The organism is Polynucleobacter antarcticus (assembly GCF_013307245.1).
GTDB lineage: Bacteria > Pseudomonadota > Gammaproteobacteria > Burkholderiales > Burkholderiaceae > Polynucleobacter > Polynucleobacter antarcticus.
Genome location: NZ_CP028941.1, coordinates 626,868 through 647,940, shown reverse-complemented (window position 1 = coordinate 647,940; position 21,073 = coordinate 626,868). Strand labels below are relative to the sequence as shown.

At 44.0% G+C, this 21,073-nt stretch carries 20 protein-coding genes; 17 read left to right on the top strand and 3 right to left on the bottom strand.

What is annotated here, in order from left to right; translation table 11 throughout:
- Position 1 precedes the first annotated feature (1 nt).
- From bchM to DCO16_RS03260, 17 genes are all read left to right on the top strand, one after another.
- Positions 2-703, top strand: a complete 702-nt coding sequence (bchM, locus tag DCO16_RS03340; protein WP_173942343.1) for a magnesium protoporphyrin IX methyltransferase — start codon at positions 2-4, stop codon at positions 701-703.
- Positions 700-2,130 carry a BCD family MFS transporter gene (locus tag DCO16_RS03335; RefSeq protein ID WP_173942342.1) on the top strand — a complete coding sequence of 477 codons (1,431 nt, stop codon included), beginning with the start codon at positions 700-702 and terminating at the stop codon, positions 2,128-2,130. Before bchM ends, DCO16_RS03335 begins: the two co-directional genes overlap by 4 nt.
- A 21-nt stretch (positions 2,131-2,151) precedes the next feature.
- Positions 2,152-2,916, top strand: coding sequence for a photosynthetic reaction center subunit H (gene puhA, locus DCO16_RS03330; protein ID WP_173942341.1), 765 nt, complete (start codon positions 2,152-2,154; stop codon positions 2,914-2,916).
- Positions 2,913-3,593, top strand: a complete 681-nt coding sequence (puhB, locus tag DCO16_RS03325; RefSeq protein ID WP_173942340.1) for a photosynthetic complex putative assembly protein PuhB — start codon at positions 2,913-2,915, stop codon at positions 3,591-3,593. Before puhA ends, puhB begins: the two co-directional genes overlap by 4 nt.
- A 23-nt stretch (positions 3,594-3,616) precedes the next feature.
- Positions 3,617-4,033, top strand: a complete 417-nt coding sequence (gene puhC, locus DCO16_RS03320; RefSeq protein ID WP_254598087.1) for a photosynthetic complex assembly protein PuhC — start codon at positions 3,617-3,619, stop codon at positions 4,031-4,033.
- Between the two features lie 2 nt (positions 4,034-4,035).
- Positions 4,036-4,389, top strand: a complete 354-nt coding sequence (locus DCO16_RS03315) for an O2-dependent cyclase accessory protein (RefSeq protein ID WP_415836239.1) — start codon at positions 4,036-4,038, stop codon at positions 4,387-4,389.
- Positions 4,386-5,462 carry a magnesium-protoporphyrin IX monomethyl ester (oxidative) cyclase gene (gene acsF / locus DCO16_RS03310; protein ID WP_173942338.1) on the top strand — a complete coding sequence of 359 codons (1,077 nt, stop codon included), beginning with the start codon at positions 4,386-4,388 and terminating at the stop codon, positions 5,460-5,462. Before DCO16_RS03315 ends, acsF begins: the two co-directional genes overlap by 4 nt.
- A 2-nt stretch (positions 5,463-5,464) precedes the next feature.
- The gene (puhE, locus tag DCO16_RS03305) at positions 5,465-6,226 is read left to right on the top strand and encodes a putative photosynthetic complex assembly protein PuhE (RefSeq protein ID WP_173942337.1); all 762 of its coding nucleotides are present in this window, start codon (positions 5,465-5,467) and stop codon (positions 6,224-6,226) included.
- A 146-nt stretch (positions 6,227-6,372) separates the two neighbouring features.
- Complete coding sequence (gene chlG, locus DCO16_RS03300; protein WP_173942336.1) at positions 6,373-7,254, top strand: chlorophyll synthase ChlG; 882 nt, start codon at positions 6,373-6,375, stop codon at positions 7,252-7,254.
- The gene (locus tag DCO16_RS03295) at positions 7,251-8,561 is read left to right on the top strand and encodes a BCD family MFS transporter (protein ID WP_254598086.1); all 1,311 of its coding nucleotides are present in this window, start codon (positions 7,251-7,253) and stop codon (positions 8,559-8,561) included. Before chlG ends, DCO16_RS03295 begins: the two co-directional genes overlap by 4 nt.
- A gap of 7 nt (positions 8,562-8,568) precedes the next feature.
- Positions 8,569-9,771, top strand: coding sequence for a geranylgeranyl diphosphate reductase (locus DCO16_RS03290; protein ID WP_173942335.1), 1,203 nt, complete (start codon positions 8,569-8,571; stop codon positions 9,769-9,771).
- A 23-nt stretch (positions 9,772-9,794) separates the two neighbouring features.
- Entirely contained in the window at positions 9,795-10,253 is a 459-nt protein-coding gene (locus DCO16_RS03285; protein ID WP_173942334.1) for a TspO/MBR family protein, read from the top strand.
- A 13-nt stretch (positions 10,254-10,266) separates the two neighbouring features.
- A complete protein-coding gene (gene hemA, locus DCO16_RS03280; RefSeq protein ID WP_173942333.1) occupies positions 10,267-11,568 on the top strand; it encodes a glutamyl-tRNA reductase in 1,302 nt (433 codons plus the stop codon).
- A gap of 15 nt (positions 11,569-11,583) precedes the next feature.
- Entirely contained in the window at positions 11,584-13,464 is a 1,881-nt protein-coding gene (gene dxs / locus DCO16_RS03275; RefSeq protein WP_173943751.1) for a 1-deoxy-D-xylulose-5-phosphate synthase, read from the top strand.
- Positions 13,465-13,477: 13 nt separating this feature from the next.
- Entirely contained in the window at positions 13,478-14,689 is a 1,212-nt protein-coding gene (locus tag DCO16_RS03270; protein WP_173942332.1) for a Coenzyme F420 hydrogenase/dehydrogenase, beta subunit C-terminal domain, read from the top strand.
- A gap of 68 nt (positions 14,690-14,757) precedes the next feature.
- Positions 14,758-15,168 (top strand): BLUF domain-containing protein, encoded by a 411-nt coding sequence (locus DCO16_RS03265; RefSeq protein WP_173942331.1) that lies wholly within the window; start codon positions 14,758-14,760, stop codon positions 15,166-15,168.
- A 329-nt stretch (positions 15,169-15,497) separates the two neighbouring features.
- Complete coding sequence (locus DCO16_RS03260) at positions 15,498-16,460, top strand: cobalamin B12-binding domain-containing protein (RefSeq protein WP_173942330.1); 963 nt, start codon at positions 15,498-15,500, stop codon at positions 16,458-16,460.
- 22 nt (positions 16,461-16,482) lie between these two features.
- On the opposite strand, the gene DCO16_RS03255 is transcribed toward DCO16_RS03260, so the two are convergent.
- From DCO16_RS03255 to mdoH, 3 genes are read right to left on the bottom strand one after another with little or no spacing between them, the layout of a single operon-like run.
- Positions 16,483-17,394: a class I SAM-dependent methyltransferase gene (locus tag DCO16_RS03255; protein WP_173942329.1), complete on the bottom strand. Its 912-nt coding sequence runs from the start codon at positions 17,392-17,394 to the stop codon at positions 16,483-16,485.
- Positions 17,395-17,435: 41 nt separating this feature from the next.
- Positions 17,436-19,205 (bottom strand): glucan ABC transporter ATP-binding protein/ permease, encoded by a 1,770-nt coding sequence (locus DCO16_RS03250; RefSeq protein WP_173942328.1) that lies wholly within the window; start codon positions 19,203-19,205, stop codon positions 17,436-17,438.
- A 31-nt stretch (positions 19,206-19,236) separates the two neighbouring features.
- A complete protein-coding gene (mdoH, locus tag DCO16_RS03245) occupies positions 19,237-21,021 on the bottom strand; it encodes a glucans biosynthesis glucosyltransferase MdoH (protein ID WP_173942327.1) in 1,785 nt (594 codons plus the stop codon).
- Positions 21,022-21,073 lie beyond the last annotated feature (52 nt).

The following is a 21,073-nucleotide window of genomic DNA, read 5'->3' as shown; positions in this document are numbered from 1 at the left end:
CATGGGTGGTATTTCTTATTTAAATCGGCGCGGTAAGTTGCAGGACTATTTTGATCGTACTGCGAATGATGCATGGGCTAAGCTGACTTCAGATGCCCCGGTAAGTGGTATTAGAGCAACCGTCAGAGCAGGGCGCGATCAGATGCGCCAGGACATCATTGCTCGACTTCCCGAGTCTTTACAAGGTAAGAGAATCTTAGATGCTGGTTGTGGCACAGGGGCATTGGCTTTGGAACTGGCTAAAAAAGGTGCCCATGTCACTGCGGTAGATCTGTCACCCAATTTGATTGAATTGGCAAAAGAGCGTATTCCGGAAAATGAGCGAAGCAATATTCACTTTCTTGCTGGCGATATGCTCGATGAAAATTTGGGTGAGTTTGATTATGTGGTCGGCATGGACTCTATGATTCATTACTGTGCGAGCGACATGCTGGTTGTTTTGGAAAAGTTATCCTCCAGAGTATCTGAAAAGATCCTCTTTACTTTTGCACCGAGCACCTTGCCATTAGAAGTCATGATTCGTGTAGGCCGTTTATTTCCAAGAAAAGACCGTGCGCCGTTCATTGAGCCAATTAGTCATGTCAAGTTACAAACACTGATTAAAGAATCTCCTTGGTTTATTGATTGGGAGATTCCATTTACTAATTTAGTTTCTAGCGGATTTTATAAATCTCAATTGATGGAGCTGAAAAAAACATCATGAGGAAGCAGTCAAAGATGGTTAAAGCATGGACGCAGATTCCTGCGCGTTTCTTGCCTTTTGCTGATGTAGCAAGCGCAACCTTACCTTTAGGTCGGCTCTTCAGGCTATCTTTGTTTCAAGTATCGGTAGGTATGGCTACTGCATTGCTGGTAGGTACCTTAAATCGTGTCATGATTGTTGAGCTGAAGGTGGATGCCTGGATTGTGGCGTTGATGGTCGCGCTACCATTAATATTTGCGCCTTTTAGAGCGCTGATTGGGCATAAATCGGATGTTCATAAATCGGTATTGGGATGGAGAAGGGTGCCCTATATTTGGATGGGTACTTGGCTGCAGTTTGGAGGCTTGGCGATTATGCCTTTTGCCCTGATTCTGCTATCCGGTGATACGCATTGGCCAACGTGGTTTAGTTATTTAGGAAGTGGTCTTGCATTTTTATTAGTAGGCGCTGGGATGCAAACTACCCAGACAGCCGGTCTCGCATTAGCGACGGATTTGGCGGATGATAAAAATAGACCCCAAGTCGTTGCCATGATGTATGTCATGTTGTTAGTCGGTATGGTGGTGAGTGGCATTCTCTTTAGTGTCTTTTTGGCTTCATTTAGTCAAATGCAGCTGATCCGCGTCATTCAAGGCGTGGCATTAATGACCTTACTACTCAATTTGTTTGCACTTTGGAAACAGGAAGCACGGCAGCCGAAATTGACTGCGCCCTCTATCCCTCGCCCTACTTTTTCACAAAGTTGGGGTGAATTTATTAAGGGGCCACAGGTTGTTCGGTTTTTGATTATGTTGGGATTAGGAACTACTGCATTTAGCATGCAAGATATTATTTTGGAGCCTTACGGTGGTGAAATACTGAACCTGGATGTATCGGCTACTAGCTTATTGACAGCTTTAATTGCTTGCGGATCTTTATTGGCTTTTTCACTCTCAGCCCGCTGGCTAAGCCGAGGTTACAACGCCTACAGAATAGCGGCCATTGGTCTTTTACTAGGTCTGATTGCTTTTACGACGGTCATTTTTTCAGAGCCACTTAATTCCCCTAATTTATTTAGGCTTGGCGCACTCTTAATTGGCTTTAGTGGGGGTCTCTTTGCGGTGAGTACCTTAACCATTGCGATGAGTATGGAGCGTGATCATATGGCAGGTATGGTCATTGGTGCTTGGGGTGCGGTGACCGCTACTTGCGCAGGTATTGGTATGTCATTAGGTGGCGTTATTCGGGATGTTGTCGCAGAACTCGCAATGAGTGGTTCGCTAGGTACAGCATTAATAAGTCCAGCTACTGGCTATAGTTTTGTTTATCACATTGAAATTTATTTGTTGTTTATTACGTTGATTGCTTTAGGGCCGTTGGTGGCTAAAAAACCAAAATTGGGTAGTTCAAAAATAAGTAAGTTTGGCCTAGCGGATTTTCCAAGCTAGTTTTTATTGAAGGAGAAAAAAATGGGTACTGGTGCAATTACACAATATATCGACGTCGCTCAAGTCGTGTTTTATCTATTTCTGATTTTCTTTGTGGGGCTGGTTATTTACCTCACATTAGAGGGTAAGAGAGAAGGCTTTCCATTAGAGACTGAGCGTTTTGGGAAGATCCGTCGCGAAGATGGCATTTTAGGCATGCCAAAAGTCAAAAAGTATGTCACTGAGTTTGGGAAAACATACTATGCGCCTTTGCAGACGCCCCCAGAAACGGAGCAGGTATCTGCTGTACCAATCCATCCATGGAATGGCGCCCCCTTGAGTCCTGTTGGTAATCCCCTCTTAGCTGGAGTTGGACCTGGATCTTTCGCCAATCGTGCTGATCATGTGGATTACGACCTAGAAGGTCATGCGCGTATTCGCCCACTCAGAAAGCTGAACCACATTTCAGTTTCAAAACTGGATACCAATCCGATTGGTATGAGTGTGATTGGCGCAGATGGACAGAAAGCAGGAACCGTTTCCGATGTATGGGTAGACCATATGGAGATGCTGATTCGTTATTTAGAAATCAATACGGGTAGCAATGTCGTATTACTACCAATCAATTTCTGCAGAATCGGCAAAATCGATATTCAAGTAAAAGCAATCTTAGGTAGTCAATTTTCAGCAGTTCCTAAGACGAAGCATCCTGAAGAAATCACCTTACTTGAAGAAGAAAAAGTCATGGCTTACTACGGTGCCGGTACCTTGTACGCTACCCCAGATCGTCAGGAACCGCTGATATGAGTCTCAATATCCATAGCGCTCCTGAGCATGAGTTGGAGCCTGAATACGGACTTCCTGAAAAATTACCGGAGGGAGAGCAGATTGTATGGCAGGGCTCTCCGGATTTGAAGGTTTTGCTACTACAAGTCTTTCGTTTCAAAGCGCTATTACTGTATTTTGGCCTGCTATTAGGGTATCAAGTATTCACGGGCTTTAGTGATGGCGAATCTGCAACAGCGGTCTTTTTTTCGGGAGTTCGAGTAGCTGCTTTTTCAGGCTTAGGCTTGGGCTTAATTGCGCTTCTTGGGTACTTGATTGCTTCGACTACGGTCTACACGATTACCAATAAGCGGGTTGTGATGCGTATTGGGATTGTGTTGAATATGACCTTTAATTTTCCCTTGAAGATGATCGAGTCAGCAGATTGTGGTGTGGAGAAAAAAGGATTTGGTGATATTTACTTGAAACTCAACCAAGACACCAAGATTGCTATTTTTCATTTATGGCCGCATGCAAGACCGGGTCAATGGGCTGCTCCGCAACCTGCATTAAGATGTATTCGTGACTGTGCAGCTGTTTCACAATTATTGGTTCAGGCATGGGCACAGGAAAATAATACCTCAGCAAAAGTAGTGCAAACTCCAGATTCAAGTGTTGCAACTCACCATCTTCGCTATTCAGAGATAGAGGCTGCATGATCTTGCGATTAAACCCCATCCGCATGCAGAATTACATTGCAATTGGTATTTGCGGGTTATTAGCCACGGTTATTTTTTTGGTGGCAAATTATGTGCAATCTGGAAAAATGGAGCGACAAGAGGATGCGCAAGTGATTGCAAAGCAGAGTCTGTTCTTCAGGGATCTTCCAGATGGCTCTGTAGGGGTGATTTTGGCCAGCAATGGTCAAATGATTGCGCAAGTCGAGGGGCAGGCAGGGTTTATTCGTGGAATATTAAGGGCTATGGCCCGTGAACGCCGTATTCGGAAGATTAGCAGCGATCAACCTTTTGAGTTAAGCAGCCATTCGGATGGCAGGTTAACATTGATCGATACAGCGACTAATAATAGAATTGACCTAGAGTCTTTTGGTAAAGACAATGCAGCAGAATTTTCTGTGTTTTTAAAGAGTGCGAGATAGTGATGACTAAACAACTAGTAAATTGTCAGGTAGACATGTCCAATACATCCGAATTTTTGTTCGCGCATGTGGATTTAGATGGTGTGCAAGTAGGCCCTGGCGATCAGGTTTTAGTGCATGACCCTATTACAGAAATCTCTTTTGGAGAAGTTCTCAGCTATCAGCGTACTGCCACAGTGTCAAAAGCGAGTCTGTTGTCACGTGCATGGGTTTACCTAACGGCCAGATTAGAACTGACGATGCTTTACGAAGTGAGTTTTTCGACTACCCGCTTTAGCAAATCTAAGCACTATCCAAGAGCTAAGCCGTATAAAGCCATTACACCGATTACCTTGCATGAAGGGGTTAAAGCATGAGTACCCAAACGGCTACGCTTGAAGCGTCTCGCCCAATCAATGAGTCTACCGATCGTGCTCTTGAAAGTACCATTTTAAGTCCTCGTTTTTATACGACTGACTTTGACGAGATGAATAGGTTTGATATAAGTTCAGTCAAGCCTGAGTGGGATAAGTTGATGCAGGAATTTGAACAGGACATTAATCAGGCCCATTTTCAGCGTCCTGAGGATATGTCGAAAGATTACTCTCATCTTCCAGAAGGCCTATATCAAGAGTTCTTGGATTTTTTGATCAGCTCTATTACCTCTGAGTTTTCTGGCTGTGTACTGTATTCCGAGATTAAAAAATCGATTACCAATCCTGATTTGAAAAATCTTTTCACCTATATGGCTCGGGATGAAAGTAGACATGCTGGTTTCATCAACCAATGGTTAAAAGACTTTGGTATTGGTGTGGATCTTGGGTTTTTGGCAAGAACCAAAAAATATACTTTCTTTAAGCCTAAGTTTATTTTTTACGCGACCTATCTTTCAGAAAAGATTGGTTATGCCAGGTACATCATGATTTATCGCATTATTCAAAATAAGCCGGAGCTGCGTTTTCATCCTATCTTTATGTGGTTTGAAAAATGGTGCAATGATGAGTTCCGTCATGGTGAGGGATTTGCATTACTGATGCGCTCTACGCCTAAGTTGTTGACTGGTGTCAATCGTCTCTGGATTCGCTTTTTCTTATTGGCTGTGTACGCCACGATGTATGTGCGGGATCATTCCAGACCAGAATTTCATAAAGCGCTTGGAATATCGCCGACAGATTACGACAAACAGGTATTAAAAATCACTTCAGATATTACGAAGCAAGTATTCCCATTTACGATCAATTTAGATGATCCAAGAATATGGGAAAGTTTTGAGACACTTCGCAAAATCTCCGATGAAGCAGATCGGCTCAGGCAAGCGGGCGGCGTTTTCTCTTACATTAAGCGGGGCGCGCTAGTCCTGGCTGCGACGGCTACTTTTGTGCGCCTTTATACCTTACCTGTAGTGCCAAACGAACTGCCTAAAGATATCCGACTGGTTCCCGTCTGGTAGTCATGACCTACCTTTGGATCGCCCCTTTACTATTCACCATCTTTATTTGGTGGTTGAGTACAGGGTTGATTCTCAAATTACACAGCCTACCTAGATCGTCTTATCAAGCCATCTTTGGTGTCTCGGTACTGGTTTTGCTGCTAGCGCTGTGGGGGTTAAAAATCTCCAGTGGGCAAGCCACCATGGCTGGGGCGTATTGCTCCTTTACTTGTGCAATTCTCATTTGGGGTTGGCAAGAGTTGGCTTTTCTGCTCGGCTATATCACCGGTTCACGACGCTCTGAATGTCCCATGGGTGTGTCGGGCCTAAAGCGAGCATGGTACGCTTTTCAAACCATTAACTATCATGAGTTAGCCTTAGTGAGTCTCGGGCTGATCTTATTTTTTATCAATATCGATGCAGTCAATCAAACTGGTTTTTGGACTTTCCTGATTTTGTGGGGCATGCGTCAAAGTACAAAGATTAATGTTTTTTTAGGTGTACTGAACTTTAATGAATCATTCTTGCCGCAACATCTAAAGTATCTAGTGACTTACTTTAGACGGAGGGCGATGAACTTATTAATGCCATTCTCAATTCTGTTATCGGTCTTGTTATTGGTGTTGATTTGGCCGCAATTCACCGGTGACACCTCGCAGTTTGAGATGACATCCTCTGCATTACTAGCCACTTTGTTGGCCTTAGGCTTACTGGAGCATTTATTCCTTATCCTGCCATTTCCGAGCGAATTGCTTTGGAAGTGGGGCTACAAGAACAACCACTAATGCGGTTTTGAAATAGCCAAAATCTAGAGGATGGGGTGAGAAACCCCTCCTAGGAGGATAGAATCAGGGTTTTCACTAGTAAAATCCTTAGATAAAAGTGTCAAATTTAATTGACACTTTTTGATGTCAATGACAAAATTGACTTCATGAATCTGCCTCAACCCAGAGCAATATTGACGCTTTTGAAGCCTATAACTTGGTTTCCACCAATGTGGGCCTTTGCCTGTGGTTCCATTACCGGCAGTGAAAAAATTGCAGACAATTTACCCATTTTCTTGGTGGGCCTAGTGTTAACTGGCCCCCTGGTTTGCGCTGCCAGCCAGGCAGTCAATGATTGGTTTGATCGCCATGTAGATGCAATTAATGAGCCATTACGCCCGATTCCGTCCGGTCGGATTCCGGGTTACTGGGGTTTAGGTATTGCTATCCTTTGGTCGCTTATTTCAATATTGGTGGCTACTTACTTAGGCTTGATTGGATTTCTAGCTACCTTGTTGGCTTTGGTGTTGGCTTGGTTCTATAGCATGCCGCCAATACGATTTAAAAATAACGGCTGGCTTGGTAATCTTGCTTGTGGAATCAGTTATGAGGGTTTGGCTTGGGTGACCGGAGCGACCTTAATTTCTGGAGGAGCGATTCCGAGCAAACCTTCTTTGATTCTTGCGGGTCTTTACAGTGTCAGTGCCCACGGCATCATGACCTTAAATGACTTCAAAGCAATTGAGGGAGATCGCCAAATGGGAGTGCGGTCTCTTCCAGTACAGCTAGGTGCAATCAAAGCGGCACAAGTCTCTGCAGCCATGATGTTAATGCCGCAAGTGATAGTGATGGCTTTGCTATGGATATGGGGAAAAGAAATATTTGCGTTGACCATTGGCTTGTTAATGATTGGGCAAATCATCCTACTCAGAATTTTCTTAAAGCGGCCTATTGAGAAGGCTTTGTTTTATAGCGGATTTGGTGTGCCCCTATTGGTTTCAGGAATGATGGTTGCGGCATTTGCAGTGCAAGGCATGGGTGAGATATGAGTATTGCAATCAGTCAGCCCATGTTTACAGCCTCTACCTTTGGGTGGTTAAGTATTGTTCGTTTGGGCTTAGTGCAGGCATCTATTGGCGCTATCGTGGTGATGACTACCTCTACCCTAAATCGCATCATGGTAGTTGAGTTAGCGCTTCCCGCGAGTCTGCCAGGTTTGCTGGTAGCAATCCATTACTTTATTCAAGTCATTAGACCGCGGATGGGCTTCGAGTCAGACAGCGGAGCAAAGAAAACACCTTGGATCATGGGCGGCCTGGTGCTCTTGGCCATCGGTGGCTTCGGTGCAGCCTTAGCTACCACGCTGATGGAGTTTCAATTGGTGCTGGGAATTATCTGCGCCATGTTTGCATTTTTCCTAATTGGTGTTGGTGTGAGTATGAGCGGCACTTCATTACTCGCTTTATTAGCTAAAGGGGTGAGTGATGAGCGCCGTGCTGCTGCAGCCACTACCGTTTGGCTGATGATGATTTTTGGTTTTGCACTCACCAGTGGTATTGCAGGAAACTTTTTAGATCCCTATAGTCCTGCAAGAGTCATTCTGGTTTCAGGGATCATCTCTATGACTGCAGTGGCGATTACTTTTCTAGCTTTATACAAGCTAGAAGGTAGCAACCTGGAGAGTAAGAAGTTAGCCGACAGTCAAAAAGTCCCTTTTAGAAAAGCCTTAAGTGATATTTGGGCAGATGACGATACTAAAAAATTTAGCATCTTTATTTTCTTATCCATGTTTGCTTTTAGTGCTCAAGACTTGATTCTGGAGCCATTCGCAGGAATGATTTTTAACTATTCCTTGGGCGAGACCACCAGTCTTTCCGGGATTCAGCACTCTGGTGTCTTAACAGGAATGTTATTGGTAGCTGTCTGCGGCTCTAGTCGATTACGACATTACTTTGGCTCTTTAAGACTGTGGATGATTTATGGCTGTCTCGCTTCAGCACTTGCCATGTTTGGATTAGTGATGGCGGGAATCTTTGAGGGTGAGTGGCCTTTAAAACTCAATGTCTATGTTTTAGGTCTTGCAAATGGAGCATTTTCGATTGCGGCGATTGCGTCGATGATGCGCTTAGCGGTAAAGGGCGGCCCTGGTAAAGAGGGCGTCCGTATTGGTTTATGGGGTGGCGCACAAGCCATTGCATTTGGTATGGGTGGTCTATTAGGAGCGAGCGCTAGTGATGTTGCTAGATCAATCTTTGCTAACCCTGCTTTTGCCTATGCATCGGTATTTTTTATTGAAGCGGTTCTTTTTATTGCAGCAGCCTATATGGCATCTCAGGTTGAAAGAAAGAAAAAGTGAGGAAATCATGGCAGAAATAATCTATGACGCAGTAGTAGTGGGCGGCGGTCCTGCTGGCTCTACAGCAGCCCATACGCTCGCACTTAAAGGCAAGCAAGTGCTTCTCATGGACAAGCGCGGCAGAATTAAGCCCTGTGGTGGCGCGATTCCGCCAAGGCTGATTAAGGATTTTAATATTCCAGATAATTTACTGGTGGCCAAAGCCAAGTCAGCGCGAATGGTTTCCCCCGTAGGTAAAACAGTAGATATTCCAATTGAAAATGGTTTTGTGGGTATGGTTGACAGAGCCCAATTTGATGAGTGGTTAAGAAACCGTGCGCAGGAAGCCGGCGCCATTCGAGAGGATGGATTATTTGAGTCCCTCGAAAGAGAAGGACCTTATGCCAGAATTTACTATCGGTCTAGAGGCCCGAGTGATGGTGTAGATGGCGCAGTAAAGAGCGTGCTAACAAAGTCAGTGATTGGTGCTGATGGCGCAAAGTCACAAGTAGGAAGAAGTGCAGGGGTTAAGGGATGTGCTGAAGCAAACTATGTGTTTGCTTATCACGAAATTATTAAGACGCCTACTGATCGGCCGCTCTCATTCGATGCGACTCGCTGTGACGTGCTTTATCAAAAGCCGATTTCCCCAGATTTTTATGGCTGGGTATTTCCCCACGGTGACACCATCAGTATTGGTACGGGTAGTGCAGATAAAGGTTTCTCCCTCAGAAATGCGGTAGCGAAGTTGCGTGCTGATATTGGTCTGGATCAGGCAGAGCTGATACGCCATGAAGGAGCACCTTTACCGATGAAGCCCTTGAAAAAGTGGGACGATGGCAAGCAAGTAGTGCTAGCAGGCGATGCCGCAGGGGTGGTTGCACCAGCTTCTGGTGAAGGGATCTATTACGCGATGTTAGGTGGTCAGCTTGCAGGTGAAGCAGTATATGAATTTGTAGAAAGCAATAATCCCGCTAAGCTCCAGCTAGCACGGAAAAGATTCATGAAAGAGCATCGCTTGACCTTCATTGTGTTAGGCATCATGCAATATTTTTGGTACACCACTGATAAGCGGCGCGAAAGTTTTGTCAAGATGTGTGAAGATAAAGATGTACAAAGGCTGACATTTGAGTCTTATATGAATAAAAAGCTGGTACGCAAAAAGCCAATGGCGCACGTCAAAATCTTTCTAAAAGATATGGGACATCTGTTGGGTCTTGCTAAAGTATGAGGCTTGTTGCTCAGCCGAAGTACATGCTACTCATTGGAGCGTGGATTATCACGACTTCATTATTGGGCGGCTTGGCGACAGAGATTGGCCCTTGGTATTATTCCCTCAAGCAGCCTGCATGGAAACCGCCTGATTGGGCATTTGGAGTGGTTTGGACCACCATTTTTGCGCTCTCCGGGCTGGCCTGGCTAATCGCTATTCGCTATAGCACTTCACAGGCACAAAAAAATAAGCTGACCTTATTGTTCGTATTCAATAGCTTCTTGAATGTGTTGTGGAGTGTGTTTTTTTTCAGAATGCATCGCCCAGATTGGTCTTTTATAGAAGCCTTCTTTCTTTGGGGCTCTGTCTTCTCCATTATTTATGTGATGTGGCCTATTCGAAAGAGTGCTGCTTATCTGATGGCGCCTTATCTCATTTGGGTCACGATTGCTATGCGCTTAAATTGGGAAACGCTGGTTCTTAATCCAGGGATTTACTAAATATATGCCAAGCATGAGATTAATTAATCTAGGTGTTAATCACCATACAGCGCCAATCGATATTCGTGAGAGTGTTGCCGTAGCGCCTGAGGTATTGCAAGATTCGTTAATTGATTTACGTCAGTATCTGCAGGGATCAAATCCGGACTGCCGACCAGAGGTCGCTATCTTATCTACTTGCAACCGTATGGAGATTTATTGTGCGGCAAATGATGTAGGGTATGAAGATCATCATTTAGAAAGTCGTGCCTTTGATTGGTTAGCAGCCCAGAATAACGTTCGTAGTAATGAATTACGTCCCTATATTTATTCAGCTAAAGAGAGTGATGCCGTAAAGCATGCTTTTAGAGTGGGTAGTGGCTTAGATTCTATGGTGTTGGGTGAAACCCAAATACTTGGACAAATGAAAAAAGCGATTGAGTCCGCCAACCAAGTAGGCACTCTGGGTGCTTATTTAAAACCTTTATTTGATAAAACGTTTTCTGTAGCAAAAGAAGTGCGCGGTAATACCCAGATTGGAGCCCATTCTGTATCGATTGCAGGTGCCTCGATTAAGTTGGCAGAACGTATTTTTGGCGACTTAAGTGAATGCAAAGTCTTATTTATTGGCGCAGGAGAAATGATTGGGCTGTGCGCCAATCACTTTGCTAGTAAAAAGCCTAAAAAGATCGCTATTGCCAATCGCACTGTAGATAAAGGCAGTGACTTAATTAATGCATTTACAGTACAGAATTTACAGACTGAGGTATTTTCCTTAAGTGAGTTAGCGCAGCACTTGCATCAATATGATGTGGTGGTTTCTTGTACTGCGAGTTCTTTGCCCATTATTGGCTTAGGAATGATTCAGACTGCTCTGAAGTCCCGTCAATATAGGCCCATTGTGCTGATCGATTTAGCGGTTCCAAGAGATTTTGAGCCTGAAATCAAAACTTTAAAAGATGCTTATTTGTACTCTATTGATGACCTAGGTGAGATTGTGAATGCTGGCAAAAGTCGGCGTCTAGAATCCATGGGCGAAGCAGAGAAAATCATCGAAAAGAGTGTTACGGAGTTCTATCAAATTCTAGAAAAGAAGGCGGTTGTTCCGATTATTAAATCGATCCAAGATGTTGGGGACAGATTTCAAAAGATTGAATTAGAAAAAGCCAGCAGAAGAATTGCCAACGGAGAAGACCCTATGTCTGTGATGGCAAGTATGGCCACTGCCCTAGCTAATAAATTTATGCATGCCCCGATCCATGCTTTGCAAAATTCCTCAAGTGAAAATATTGAAGATTTTAAGAAGGTGATTTCGACCATTTACTCTACGAAGTGAGTACTTATGCTGAAGATGACGAACCTACTCGAGACGATATCTAACCCAGAAGATTTGCGGTCTTATGAGGCATCTAAACTGCCACAAATTGCACAAGAGTTACGCCAGTTTATTTTAGGCTCTGTATCGAGTACAGGTGGACACCTTTCTTCTAACTTAGGTACGGTGGAATTAGCCTTGGCATTGCATTATGTATTTGATACACCGCATGATCGAATTGTTTGGGATGTAGGCCATCAAAGTTATGCCCATAAAGTCTTGACCGGTAGAAGAGAGGCGATGTCGGGTCTGCGGCAGTATGGCGGTATTTCTGGATTTCCGAAACGTAGCGAAAGTGAATATGATGCCTTTGGAACAGCGCATTCTTCAACCAGTATTTCTGCTGCTTTGGGGATGGCCGTAGCTGCAAGAACCAAGAATGAGAAACGCAATGTCATTGCCGTGATTGGGGATGGTGCAATGAGCGCAGGTATGGCCTTTGAGGCCATGAATAACGCTTGCGACAATAAAAAAGTACCACTCATTGTAATTTTGAATGATAACGAGATGTCGATTTCCCCTGCGGTGGGTGCGTTGAATCGCTATCTTGTGAAGCTGATTTCTGGATCAATGTATGCGGCTACTAAACGCGGTATCGATAAGGTATTGTCAGTAGCGCCACCCATCCGGGAGTTTGCAAAAAGATTAGAAGGTCATGCGAAGGGAATGGTTGGCCCTGCTACTATTTTTGAAGAGTTTGGTTTTGATTATTTCGGTCCAATCGATGGCCATAATTTAGAAAGTTTAATTTCTACTTTAGAGAATGTAAAAGTCCTGGCGCAAACTGAAGGCCCTCAGTTTTTGCATGTTATTACCAAAAAAGGTAAAGGGTATGCACTAGCCGAAGATGATCCGATTGTTTATCACGGTCCAGGTAAATTTGATCCTGCAAAAGGCATACAGCCTTCGACTCCCGGTAAGAAAACGTATACCCAAGTATTTGGGGAATGGTTGTGTGATATGGCAGCAGCAGATGAGCGCCTGATCGCTATTACTCCCGCTATGCGAGAGGGCTCAGGGCTCGTTGAGTTTGAGCAACGTTTCCCTGATCGTTACTACGATGTAGGTATAGCAGAGCAGCACGCAGTGACATTTGCGGCTGGTATTGCTTGTGAGGGCCTTAAACCTGTCGTTGCTATTTATTCGACTTTTTTACAGCGGGGCTACGATCAACTCATTCATGATGTCACCTTACAAAATTTATCTATGGTGTTTGCAATTGATCGTGCAGGTATTGTTGGTGCGGATGGTGCGACGCATGCCGGTGTGTTTGATGTTGCATTTTTAAGATGCCTACCCAATTTGGTATTGATGACGCCTGCAAATGAGCAAGAGTGCCGAAATATGTTAACAACTGCCTTTATGCATAATGGCCCTGCAGCGGTTCGCTATCCCCGCGGCGCTGGAATTGGCCTTGAAACTACAGGCCAGCCTTTACAAGCCCTTCCACTCGGCAAAGGTCATGTAGTGCGTACTAGACAAGAAGGTTTAGCACAGCCAAAGAAAAAAATAGCCTTTATTTGTTTTGGACCCTTACTGTATAGCGCCCTCTCTGTTGGAGAAGAGATAAATGCGACAGTAGTCGATATGCGCTTCGTGAAGCCCTTAGATGAAGAGCTGTTAGTGCAGATTGCTGCTACCCACGATGCCTTGGTGTTCGTTGAGGATAGCTCTGTCAAGGGCGGCGCAGGTAGCGCATGCCTTGAGGTATTGGCCGAGAAGAATATCCAAATTGAATCTCTGCAAATAGGCTTGCCAGATGAATACGTCGAGCATGGAGAGGTCAGTTTCTTACTAAACTATTACGGACTTTCTGCAGAGAAAATAAAGCAACGCGTATTGTCCCGTTTTGACTGAGCCCTACCAGCTTATGCAGTCGATTGAGATTGTGCCCTTTCGGGAGCTGTGTACGGATTGTGGCGTTTCTCGCACTTCACAGCCTAAGCGCTGTGCAACGGCTTGCCAGTTCATTCAGCCCAATTACCCTCAGTTTGAACGCTCAACGCATGGAAGAGAGCGCCATCTACAGGAGTCAGATGAAGTATTTTTTGGCACCTACCTTCAGATGTTTAGGGCTAAGCTCAAGAAGCCATTAGTAGGCGCTCAGTGGACCGGCATCATTACGAGGTTGTGTGAAGTATTGCTAGAGCAGGGCGTGGTGGAGGCCATCATTACGATGAGCTCAGATCCGCAAGACCGTTGGAAGCCGCATCCTGTGATCATCACTAAAGCAGACGATATGGCAAGCTGTAGAGGAATGAAGATGGGTTATGCCCCCATCATTCAATATCTTGAGCAGGCTAAAGAACTGGGTTATAAAAAAGTCGCCATGGTGGGTATTCCTTGTCAGGTATATGCGGCAAGGGCGCTTGAGCAGGAGTTAGGCTTTGAGAAGTTACTCATTATTGGATCACCTTGCTCAGACAACACCACGACAGAAAATTTTCATCAGTTTTTAGGGCTTCTATCCGATAAGCCAGAGGATATTACCTATTTAGAATTTAGAGCGGACTACCATGTCGAGTTACGGTTTGTAGATGGTCGGGTTCAGAAGATTCCTTTTTTAAAACTTCCGCTATCTAATTTACCCGCAGATTTTTTCCCTACTACTTGTAAGACATGCGTTGATTACGTCAATTCACTATCGGACATTACTGTTGGCTATATGGCGGGCACAGGCGAGCAGTGGTTAATTGTTCGTAATGCAAGAGGTCAAGATATGACTGACTTGTTAGCTGCAGAATTGGCGCTGGAGCCCTTGAGTTCTGCTGGTAATCGATTGGGCCCTGTTAAGGGTTTCATGAAAAATGTCGAGTTAGCTGCTGGCGGATTACCGCTTCAAAGGATGCCTCAATTTATGAGAAGTATTTTTGCTTGGGTAATGCCAAGATTTGGACCGCGAGGTATTGAGTTTGCAAAAGCAAGGGTAGAGATGAAAGCCATTGAGTCCATTATCCATTTACGAAATACGATGCCGCACAAAGTGAAGAATATGGTTCCAGATAATGTTTGGCGATTGGTCGAAAAATATGGACTCAAGCAGCAGAGTGATGAAATGAAAAGCTCAAAAGAGATCACTTAAAACGGATAAGCCTTGACTCCATTTTTAGGCGTCTCTAGAATTGAACTTTAAAGATAGGAGAACTCATCATGCTAGTGCGACTATTTTACGTGAGCACCGCTGCTGGACCACAGACAGCCACTGTCTCAGAATCTATTATTGTGTCTTCAAGAGGCAATAATCAAAATCAAAATATCAGCGGTATTTTGTGTCAGGGTAGAGGAATCTATCTTCAAGTTTTAGAGGGCACCCGAGATAAGGTCAATGATTTATACAATCAAATATTGAGAGACCCTAGACATAGTCGTGTTGAGTTATTGAGTTATGAGTACATTACTAAAAGACAGTTTCCGGATTGGTCAATGGCACTGGTGGATTTAAATTCTCAGGAGGTATCCGTCGCATTGCAGAATTCAGATTTTGACCCATATGCTACTGATGGCGATACGATGACAAAAATATTAGCGGATTTATTGGCCTCAAAAATCAGCGTCAAATAAGCTGCTTCATCACTGAAGTCAGCATCAAGCATGCTGGGTTCAATGTACAAGGATTCCTTTGTCGGCCTAGTGCTGTTTACAAATCTACTATTGCGCTGCACAAAATTTAGCAGATGGCTCCCCGATAGTATTCATCAATGAGTCGATAGCTGCGGTTTGGAGGCTCTAAATAGTGAATCTGAGGTTTTTAGGGAAAGTACCTAACATTTATTGGTTGTAGATTCTTACTAAAGAATTTATAAAGTAGGTATTCCAATCAAAAGGCGCTTAGGCAGCTAAAGGATTTCTCAAAAAAATAGTTTGAGGCCTTAGCAAGACTAGTGATTTTCATGAATTTATCTCGGTTAGTGGGTATTACAAAATCCAAGAAGAGATCTGATCAATCTGAGTCTAGTTCAAGCCAACAACAGTTAGCTCAACAGAGCAACAATATGTGGGATGACTGTTTAGTCGAAAATGCGCCATCTGAGGCGACATTCAATCAAGAGCAAGCTTCGCATCTCATTCAAAAGGCTGCTACCGAGACTGAGTACCTTGATTCACTCGTCAAGACGATTGAGGGAAATATTCTTCCTTTAATCATGGAGCGGCATCTTGAATCTTTGGCGCAACCTTCGATTAGCTCAAAAGAAAAATTAAATCAGCAGGTCATTACAGAGCTCACTACATTAGTACTTCAAGAGGATGCTCACACTTCGGTTCAATATGTAAAAGCACTTCATGCTTCCGGAGTGAGCTTAGAAGATATTTACTTACTTTTATTGGCCCCTGTTGCACGCAAGCTAGGGGAAATGTGGGACGAAGATCAGTCTAGCTTTACAGATGTCACGATTGCACTATGGCGTATCAAGCAGCTGATGTATGACCTCAGTCCTATATTTCAGCAATATGCGGAAAACAATACAGCTGGCCCCAGTATCATGCTTGTGCCCTTACCAGGCTCTCAGCACAACTTGGGCCTCTTTATGGTTTCAGAGTTCTTTGCAAAAGCTGGGTGGCGTATTTGGGGCGAATTAGCTGCGACTGAGAAAGATATTATTTCCATGGCATCCAAAGAGTGGTTTGATGTTGTAGGACTATCTGCCAGCCTTAAAGAGCAGCTCCCGCAGTTAAAGGATTTGATCAAGCAAATTAAACTGCATTCCAGAAATCCTCACGTTGGCGTCATCATTGGCAGTCCTGTGTTCAGTCAATCTCCTGAACTAGTAGAGGGTTTAGGCGCTGATATGGTCGGAGTGGATGCTGAGGACGCACTTGAAAAAGCGACCTTTTATGTTGAGCGTTTGCGCTAGGCTGGACATATCCAGCATAGGATTACAAACTTGAGCTAGGGACATGATGTTCATGTTCTTTAAATGCAAAAAAATCAGTATGCCCAATGATGCAGTTGTCAGCTTGTAAGCGACTGTCCATCCACTGATTCACGACAGTACTATTCACTAAGTCTGTTTCTAGAACTGCTGCTGCACTCCCTTTTGCCAGACTTTCAATCAGTAATCTGTCTTGCGCATTTAGTACCCAAGGGCTTGATGCACAGATGGTCTGGAAATGTCTTTGACTTAACAATTTCTGCATAATATTAATCGCATTTGGACCTGCTGCTACCCCAAAACCTTTATCGGTCTGCTGATGGGCATGAAATGCTTTTAAGATCGCTGGATCGCTATCGAGAGGCGGGCTCCAATTTTCAATCCCGTTATAGCTGAGAACAGTGTAGAGAGGTTTTGATAGTGCGTTACAAAAACGAAATAACCAATCCTCTGCAACGAGATCAAAGAAAGCAGCAGCCGTAATGATGTCAGCAGGCAGGGCTAATACCGATTCAATATTTTTAGCCAAATCTGTACACAGAAATTCAACCGTAATCTGCTTATGCCCTTTAGAAATGGCTAATGGGTTTATTAGCGCTATGAATGTTTTTTGATTATGGCTTTCACTAGTATGCATTTGCTCATCAGCCCAGCCGATTAATGCTATACGTGCCGCATGAAGCAAAGCTGGATCGTGATCCACCAGAGTCCAATGTTGAGCAATAGGTAAATATGGAGCAAGTGCACGTAAGTTAGATCCTGTTCCAGAGCCCAGATCAATAAGACGTAGGGGTTCTGTTTGGGTTGCTGCAATCGTATCTAGATATCTAATAACCTGTGCTTGCAACAATGAATCACGTGCTCGGTGGTCTGCCGCCTCCCTTAGTGCTAGCCAATCTGATGAAAATGAAGTCATGATAAGTTTATGAAAGTGATATTTGAGTTGGCTACTAATTGTTAAGAGGGAATATGTTTCGAGGATGGTCCAAATTGCTGGTCTACGATTTCAGTAAAATGGCCCCCTTTTTGATAGAGAGAATCATAAGTGCCAAACTCAATCACCTTACCAGCATCCATGACTAGGATCTGATCTGCCTGACGAATTGTGCTTAGACGATGCGCAATAATCAGCGTAGTTCGGGAGCGTATAAGTTCTTTCATTGCCACAAGTAATTTATTCTCTGTTGTACTATCTAATGCACTCGTGGCTTCGTCCAGTATTAAAATTGGGGGATTTTTTAAGAGCACGCGTGCTATTGCTAGACGTTGGCGTTCACCGCCCGATAGATTGCGTCCTCGCTCTCCAATAACCGTATCAAATCCTTCTGCTTGACGCTCAATAAAATCGAGTGATTGTGCTCGTGAACAAGCTTCGCGCAGATCTTTTTCAGTGGCTTCTGGCGATCCGACTCGAAGATTTTCTGCAATCGATCGATTAAATAATAGTGGCTCCTGAAACACCACTCCAATATTGCGCCTAAGAGAGGTCAATTGCAGCGTTCGAATATCGAGCCCATCAACCTTAATCTGACCTGACTGTGGATCAAAAGCCCGATATAAAAGACTCAGTGCGGTAGATTTTCCAGCGCCTGATACCCCTACAAGAGCAAGCATTTGTCCTGGCTTGATGGTAAAGCTCAGATGGTCAATAGCCTGATGCTGATCGTTATAAGAAAAGCTGACCTGATCGAACTCGACAAGTCCTTCACATCTTTCTAATTCAACTGCATTTGGCAAATCTTGAATTTCGGGGTCGGTATCGAGAACTGAAAAAAAGGCTTTTAAACGAGGCGTATCCATCGCCAGCTTGTTCGCAAACGTAATGACTTGCTCTAAGCGTCCAATAACAATGCCTGCAAATGCAATAAATGTGACGATTTCGCCAACTGTAACGAGTGATTGGGTATATAGCCAAACTCCTAGAGTAATAATGCACAAAATACTCAGAGTTGTAGCTGAGCGGGTCAGTACGGTCACTACCGCCCACCATGAGAGAACTGGAAGCTGAGCACCTAGAACCCGCTGACTAATGTGATGCAATGCCTTCACTTCTGTTTGTATACGAGAAAAACTTTGAACTAAGGCGATATTGCTTAAGGTATCAGATGCTAACTCTGCTAAATCCGAGTGATGTTCTTCAATTTGGTGTTGCAATTTTTGTGTTTTGTACAAAATGAAGTATGTCAGGATGCCAAACAAGACGCAGAGCACAATTAATACTGTTGCTAAGCGCCAATTAATGTATAGCGATAATGGAATGAGCACTATAAGAGAAACGATGGCAGCTAAATGCTCTCGAAAAAAACTGAGCCAAAGCCACCAAAGTGTATCCGTCCCCTGAAGCATGATTTTCATCAGGCGCCCAGAGTGTATTTGTGATTGTTGAGCGAGGGGTAGATGAAGAACATGCTCAAAGTATTCACGAAATACTGCATGACGACGAAGGTGCGCTAGTCTATCTGAAAATAAGGCTACGAGGGCTGAGCAAATAATCGTGAATAAGCCAAAGCCTATCCATAGTAGAAGTAAGGGCCACACTTGATCCCAGACTACATCTTTTTGATTGCCTGTTGCGCTTGATAGCCTATCAATCACTTGTCCAAACAATACTGGCTCTGCAAATAATGCCATTGCAAGCGCAACGTTTGCGAATGCTAAGGTCCAGCCAAGCCGACGATCCGACCCTAGCTTATCTAGTGCACGCAAATATAGTTGAAAAAATTTCATTGATCGAAGTGATGTGGCTTTTTTACTAAGGTTATTGCACTTTTGTCTTTAGTGCTGATGTCTTCAATGCTAATAATGCCTCAGGAGGTGAAATTTCTTCTGGTAAAGATAGCAGTTTGCAGCTCTGCATCAGCTTTCCTAGCCAAGCTTGTGAGCTTAGAACTGCTAGAGGAATGGCCAAAACGAGGCCACCTAAAAAGAATAGAGCGTAGGGCAGTATTTTGGGGTCGGATACGAAGATCATAACTGCTAGCGTGATACCCAACACCGTATGCGGCCAAAATTGTCTTATTGCGTCTAATAAAGCGATGCTGTGATCATCGCGGGATTGGCCCATCCACCCCTGTTTTTTACCAAACAGGAGTCCCACTATAAAAATACTGTGATTAAGCCAGGTGATCGGTGTCATTAGGAGAGAAAATAGCATCTCAATAGTGAAGCTTAAGGTAAAGCGCCATCCCCCACCAAAACGCTCTCGTTCTTGTTTACGCAATATGACATTAAGCGCACCCGCAATTTTTGGGAGATACCACATGAATAGTGCAACGATTACCAATAGGGACAATGGATTACTGTTGATAACATCCATTGGTGTGTTGCTAATATAAATTGCAGTAGAAAAGACAATCATGAGGACAATCCAAGCAGGAGAGCCTAAGAACATGCATATTGCCAGGAGAAGTTGTAAGCGACTCATCCACTTTAAATTGGGCAATGTGAGTAAATGAATGTATTGCAGATTTCCTTCGCACCAACGTAAATCCCGTCGAATGTACTCTGTCAAGGTAGGTGGATTCTCTTCCCAGCTTTGATCTTCTTGTGGATAGATACGTACTTCATATCCAGCACTGCGCATCAGTACTGCTTCAATTAAATCGTGACTTAAAATAGTGTGATCACTACCCTTGTGAGTAAGTAAGTTAGAGACATCGCAGTGCGCTATGAATGGAGCCAGCCTGATGATGGCATTGTGTCCCCAGTAGGGACCGCAGTCGGCCTGCCACCATGCTGAGCCCATGGTATAGGACCGCATACCTAGTCGCATGCCATATTGAAATAAGCGCGTAAAGGCACTTGTTGAGGGCAGCCCTACAACTAAACCTTGCAAAATACCTAGATGAGGGTTTGATTGCATCATGCGAACAAGACGCTTCATGGCAGAGCCTGTCATTAAACTATCTGCATCTAAAGTAATGGCAAACTCATGTTGACCACCCCAGTGTTTGCAAAAGTCAGCAATATTTCCAGCCTTATAACCGGTATTTTCCGTACGGCAGCGGTATGTAATCGAACAGTAATCTTGCCAGCGCTGCCTAATTTTTTCAAAGCACGATTTTTCATGCTGAGCGATCGTTTCATCATCAGTGTCACTGAGGATATAAACATGAAAGTGCTTATTAATGGCAGGGCTTGTATTTGGCTCATGAGAAATCAGCCCTTGTAGCGTAATTTCCAAATTTCGCGTCACTCTTTCGGGTGACTCATTGCGTATGCAGATCAAAATAGCGGTTGATGATGTTATTGCTCGATCATCCGAGGGATTCATTTCTGCTGGCAAAATAATAGTACTGGGGTCTTGATAGATCTGACATAAGAAAAAGCCAATGACCGCATTCCAAAAGCCAATAACCATCCAGGGAAGGGTGACCGTAAATAACGTGACGAATGTAATACGCAGCGTTAAGGGTATTTGGGTTGAGAGCGCTGTATACATCAGCCAAATCATGAAAAAAAATGTGCTGATCGAGAGTCCAGCAAAAATGCAACGACGTATCCTGATAACTGCTTTGGTGGGAAGATGATTCGAGTGATTCAAGAGGGTAGCAATAGTAGTGTTTATGATGGAATGTAAATGACAGTTTGAGGCT

Bases quoted from the DNA above. Each gene is read 5' to 3' on its own strand.
- DCO16_RS03290 (WP_173942335.1), top strand. From the start codon at position 8,569: ATGGCAGAAATAATCTATGACGCAGTAGTAGTGGGCGGCGGTCCTGCT.
- puhA (WP_173942341.1), top strand. From the start codon at position 2,152: ATGGGTACTGGTGCAATTACACAATATATCGACGTCGCTCAAGTCGTG.
- dxs (WP_173943751.1), top strand. From the start codon at position 11,584: ATGACGAACCTACTCGAGACGATATCTAACCCAGAAGATTTGCGGTCT.
- DCO16_RS03335 (WP_173942342.1), top strand. From the start codon at position 700: ATGAGGAAGCAGTCAAAGATGGTTAAAGCATGGACGCAGATTCCTGCG.
- hemA (WP_173942333.1), top strand. From the start codon at position 10,267: ATGAGATTAATTAATCTAGGTGTTAATCACCATACAGCGCCAATCGAT.
- DCO16_RS03250 (WP_173942328.1), bottom strand. From the start codon at position 19,205: ATGAAATTTTTTCAACTATATTTGCGTGCACTAGATAAGCTAGGGTCG.
- DCO16_RS03315 (WP_415836239.1), top strand. From the start codon at position 4,036: ATGACTAAACAACTAGTAAATTGTCAGGTAGACATGTCCAATACATCC.
- DCO16_RS03270 (WP_173942332.1), top strand. From the start codon at position 13,478: ATGCAGTCGATTGAGATTGTGCCCTTTCGGGAGCTGTGTACGGATTGT.
- DCO16_RS03295 (WP_254598086.1), top strand. From the start codon at position 7,251: ATGAGTATTGCAATCAGTCAGCCCATGTTTACAGCCTCTACCTTTGGG.
- bchM (WP_173942343.1), top strand. From the start codon at position 2: ATGGGTGGTATTTCTTATTTAAATCGGCGCGGTAAGTTGCAGGACTAT.
- puhB (WP_173942340.1), top strand. From the start codon at position 2,913: ATGAGTCTCAATATCCATAGCGCTCCTGAGCATGAGTTGGAGCCTGAA.
- chlG (WP_173942336.1), top strand. From the start codon at position 6,373: ATGAATCTGCCTCAACCCAGAGCAATATTGACGCTTTTGAAGCCTATA.
- DCO16_RS03255 (WP_173942329.1), bottom strand. From the start codon at position 17,394: ATGACTTCATTTTCATCAGATTGGCTAGCACTAAGGGAGGCGGCAGAC.
- puhE (WP_173942337.1), top strand. From the start codon at position 5,465: ATGACCTACCTTTGGATCGCCCCTTTACTATTCACCATCTTTATTTGG.
- acsF (WP_173942338.1), top strand. From the start codon at position 4,386: ATGAGTACCCAAACGGCTACGCTTGAAGCGTCTCGCCCAATCAATGAG.
- DCO16_RS03285 (WP_173942334.1), top strand. From the start codon at position 9,795: ATGCTACTCATTGGAGCGTGGATTATCACGACTTCATTATTGGGCGGC.
- DCO16_RS03265 (WP_173942331.1), top strand. From the start codon at position 14,758: ATGCTAGTGCGACTATTTTACGTGAGCACCGCTGCTGGACCACAGACA.
- puhC (WP_254598087.1), top strand. From the start codon at position 3,617: ATGCAGAATTACATTGCAATTGGTATTTGCGGGTTATTAGCCACGGTT.
- DCO16_RS03260 (WP_173942330.1), top strand. From the start codon at position 15,498: ATGAATTTATCTCGGTTAGTGGGTATTACAAAATCCAAGAAGAGATCT.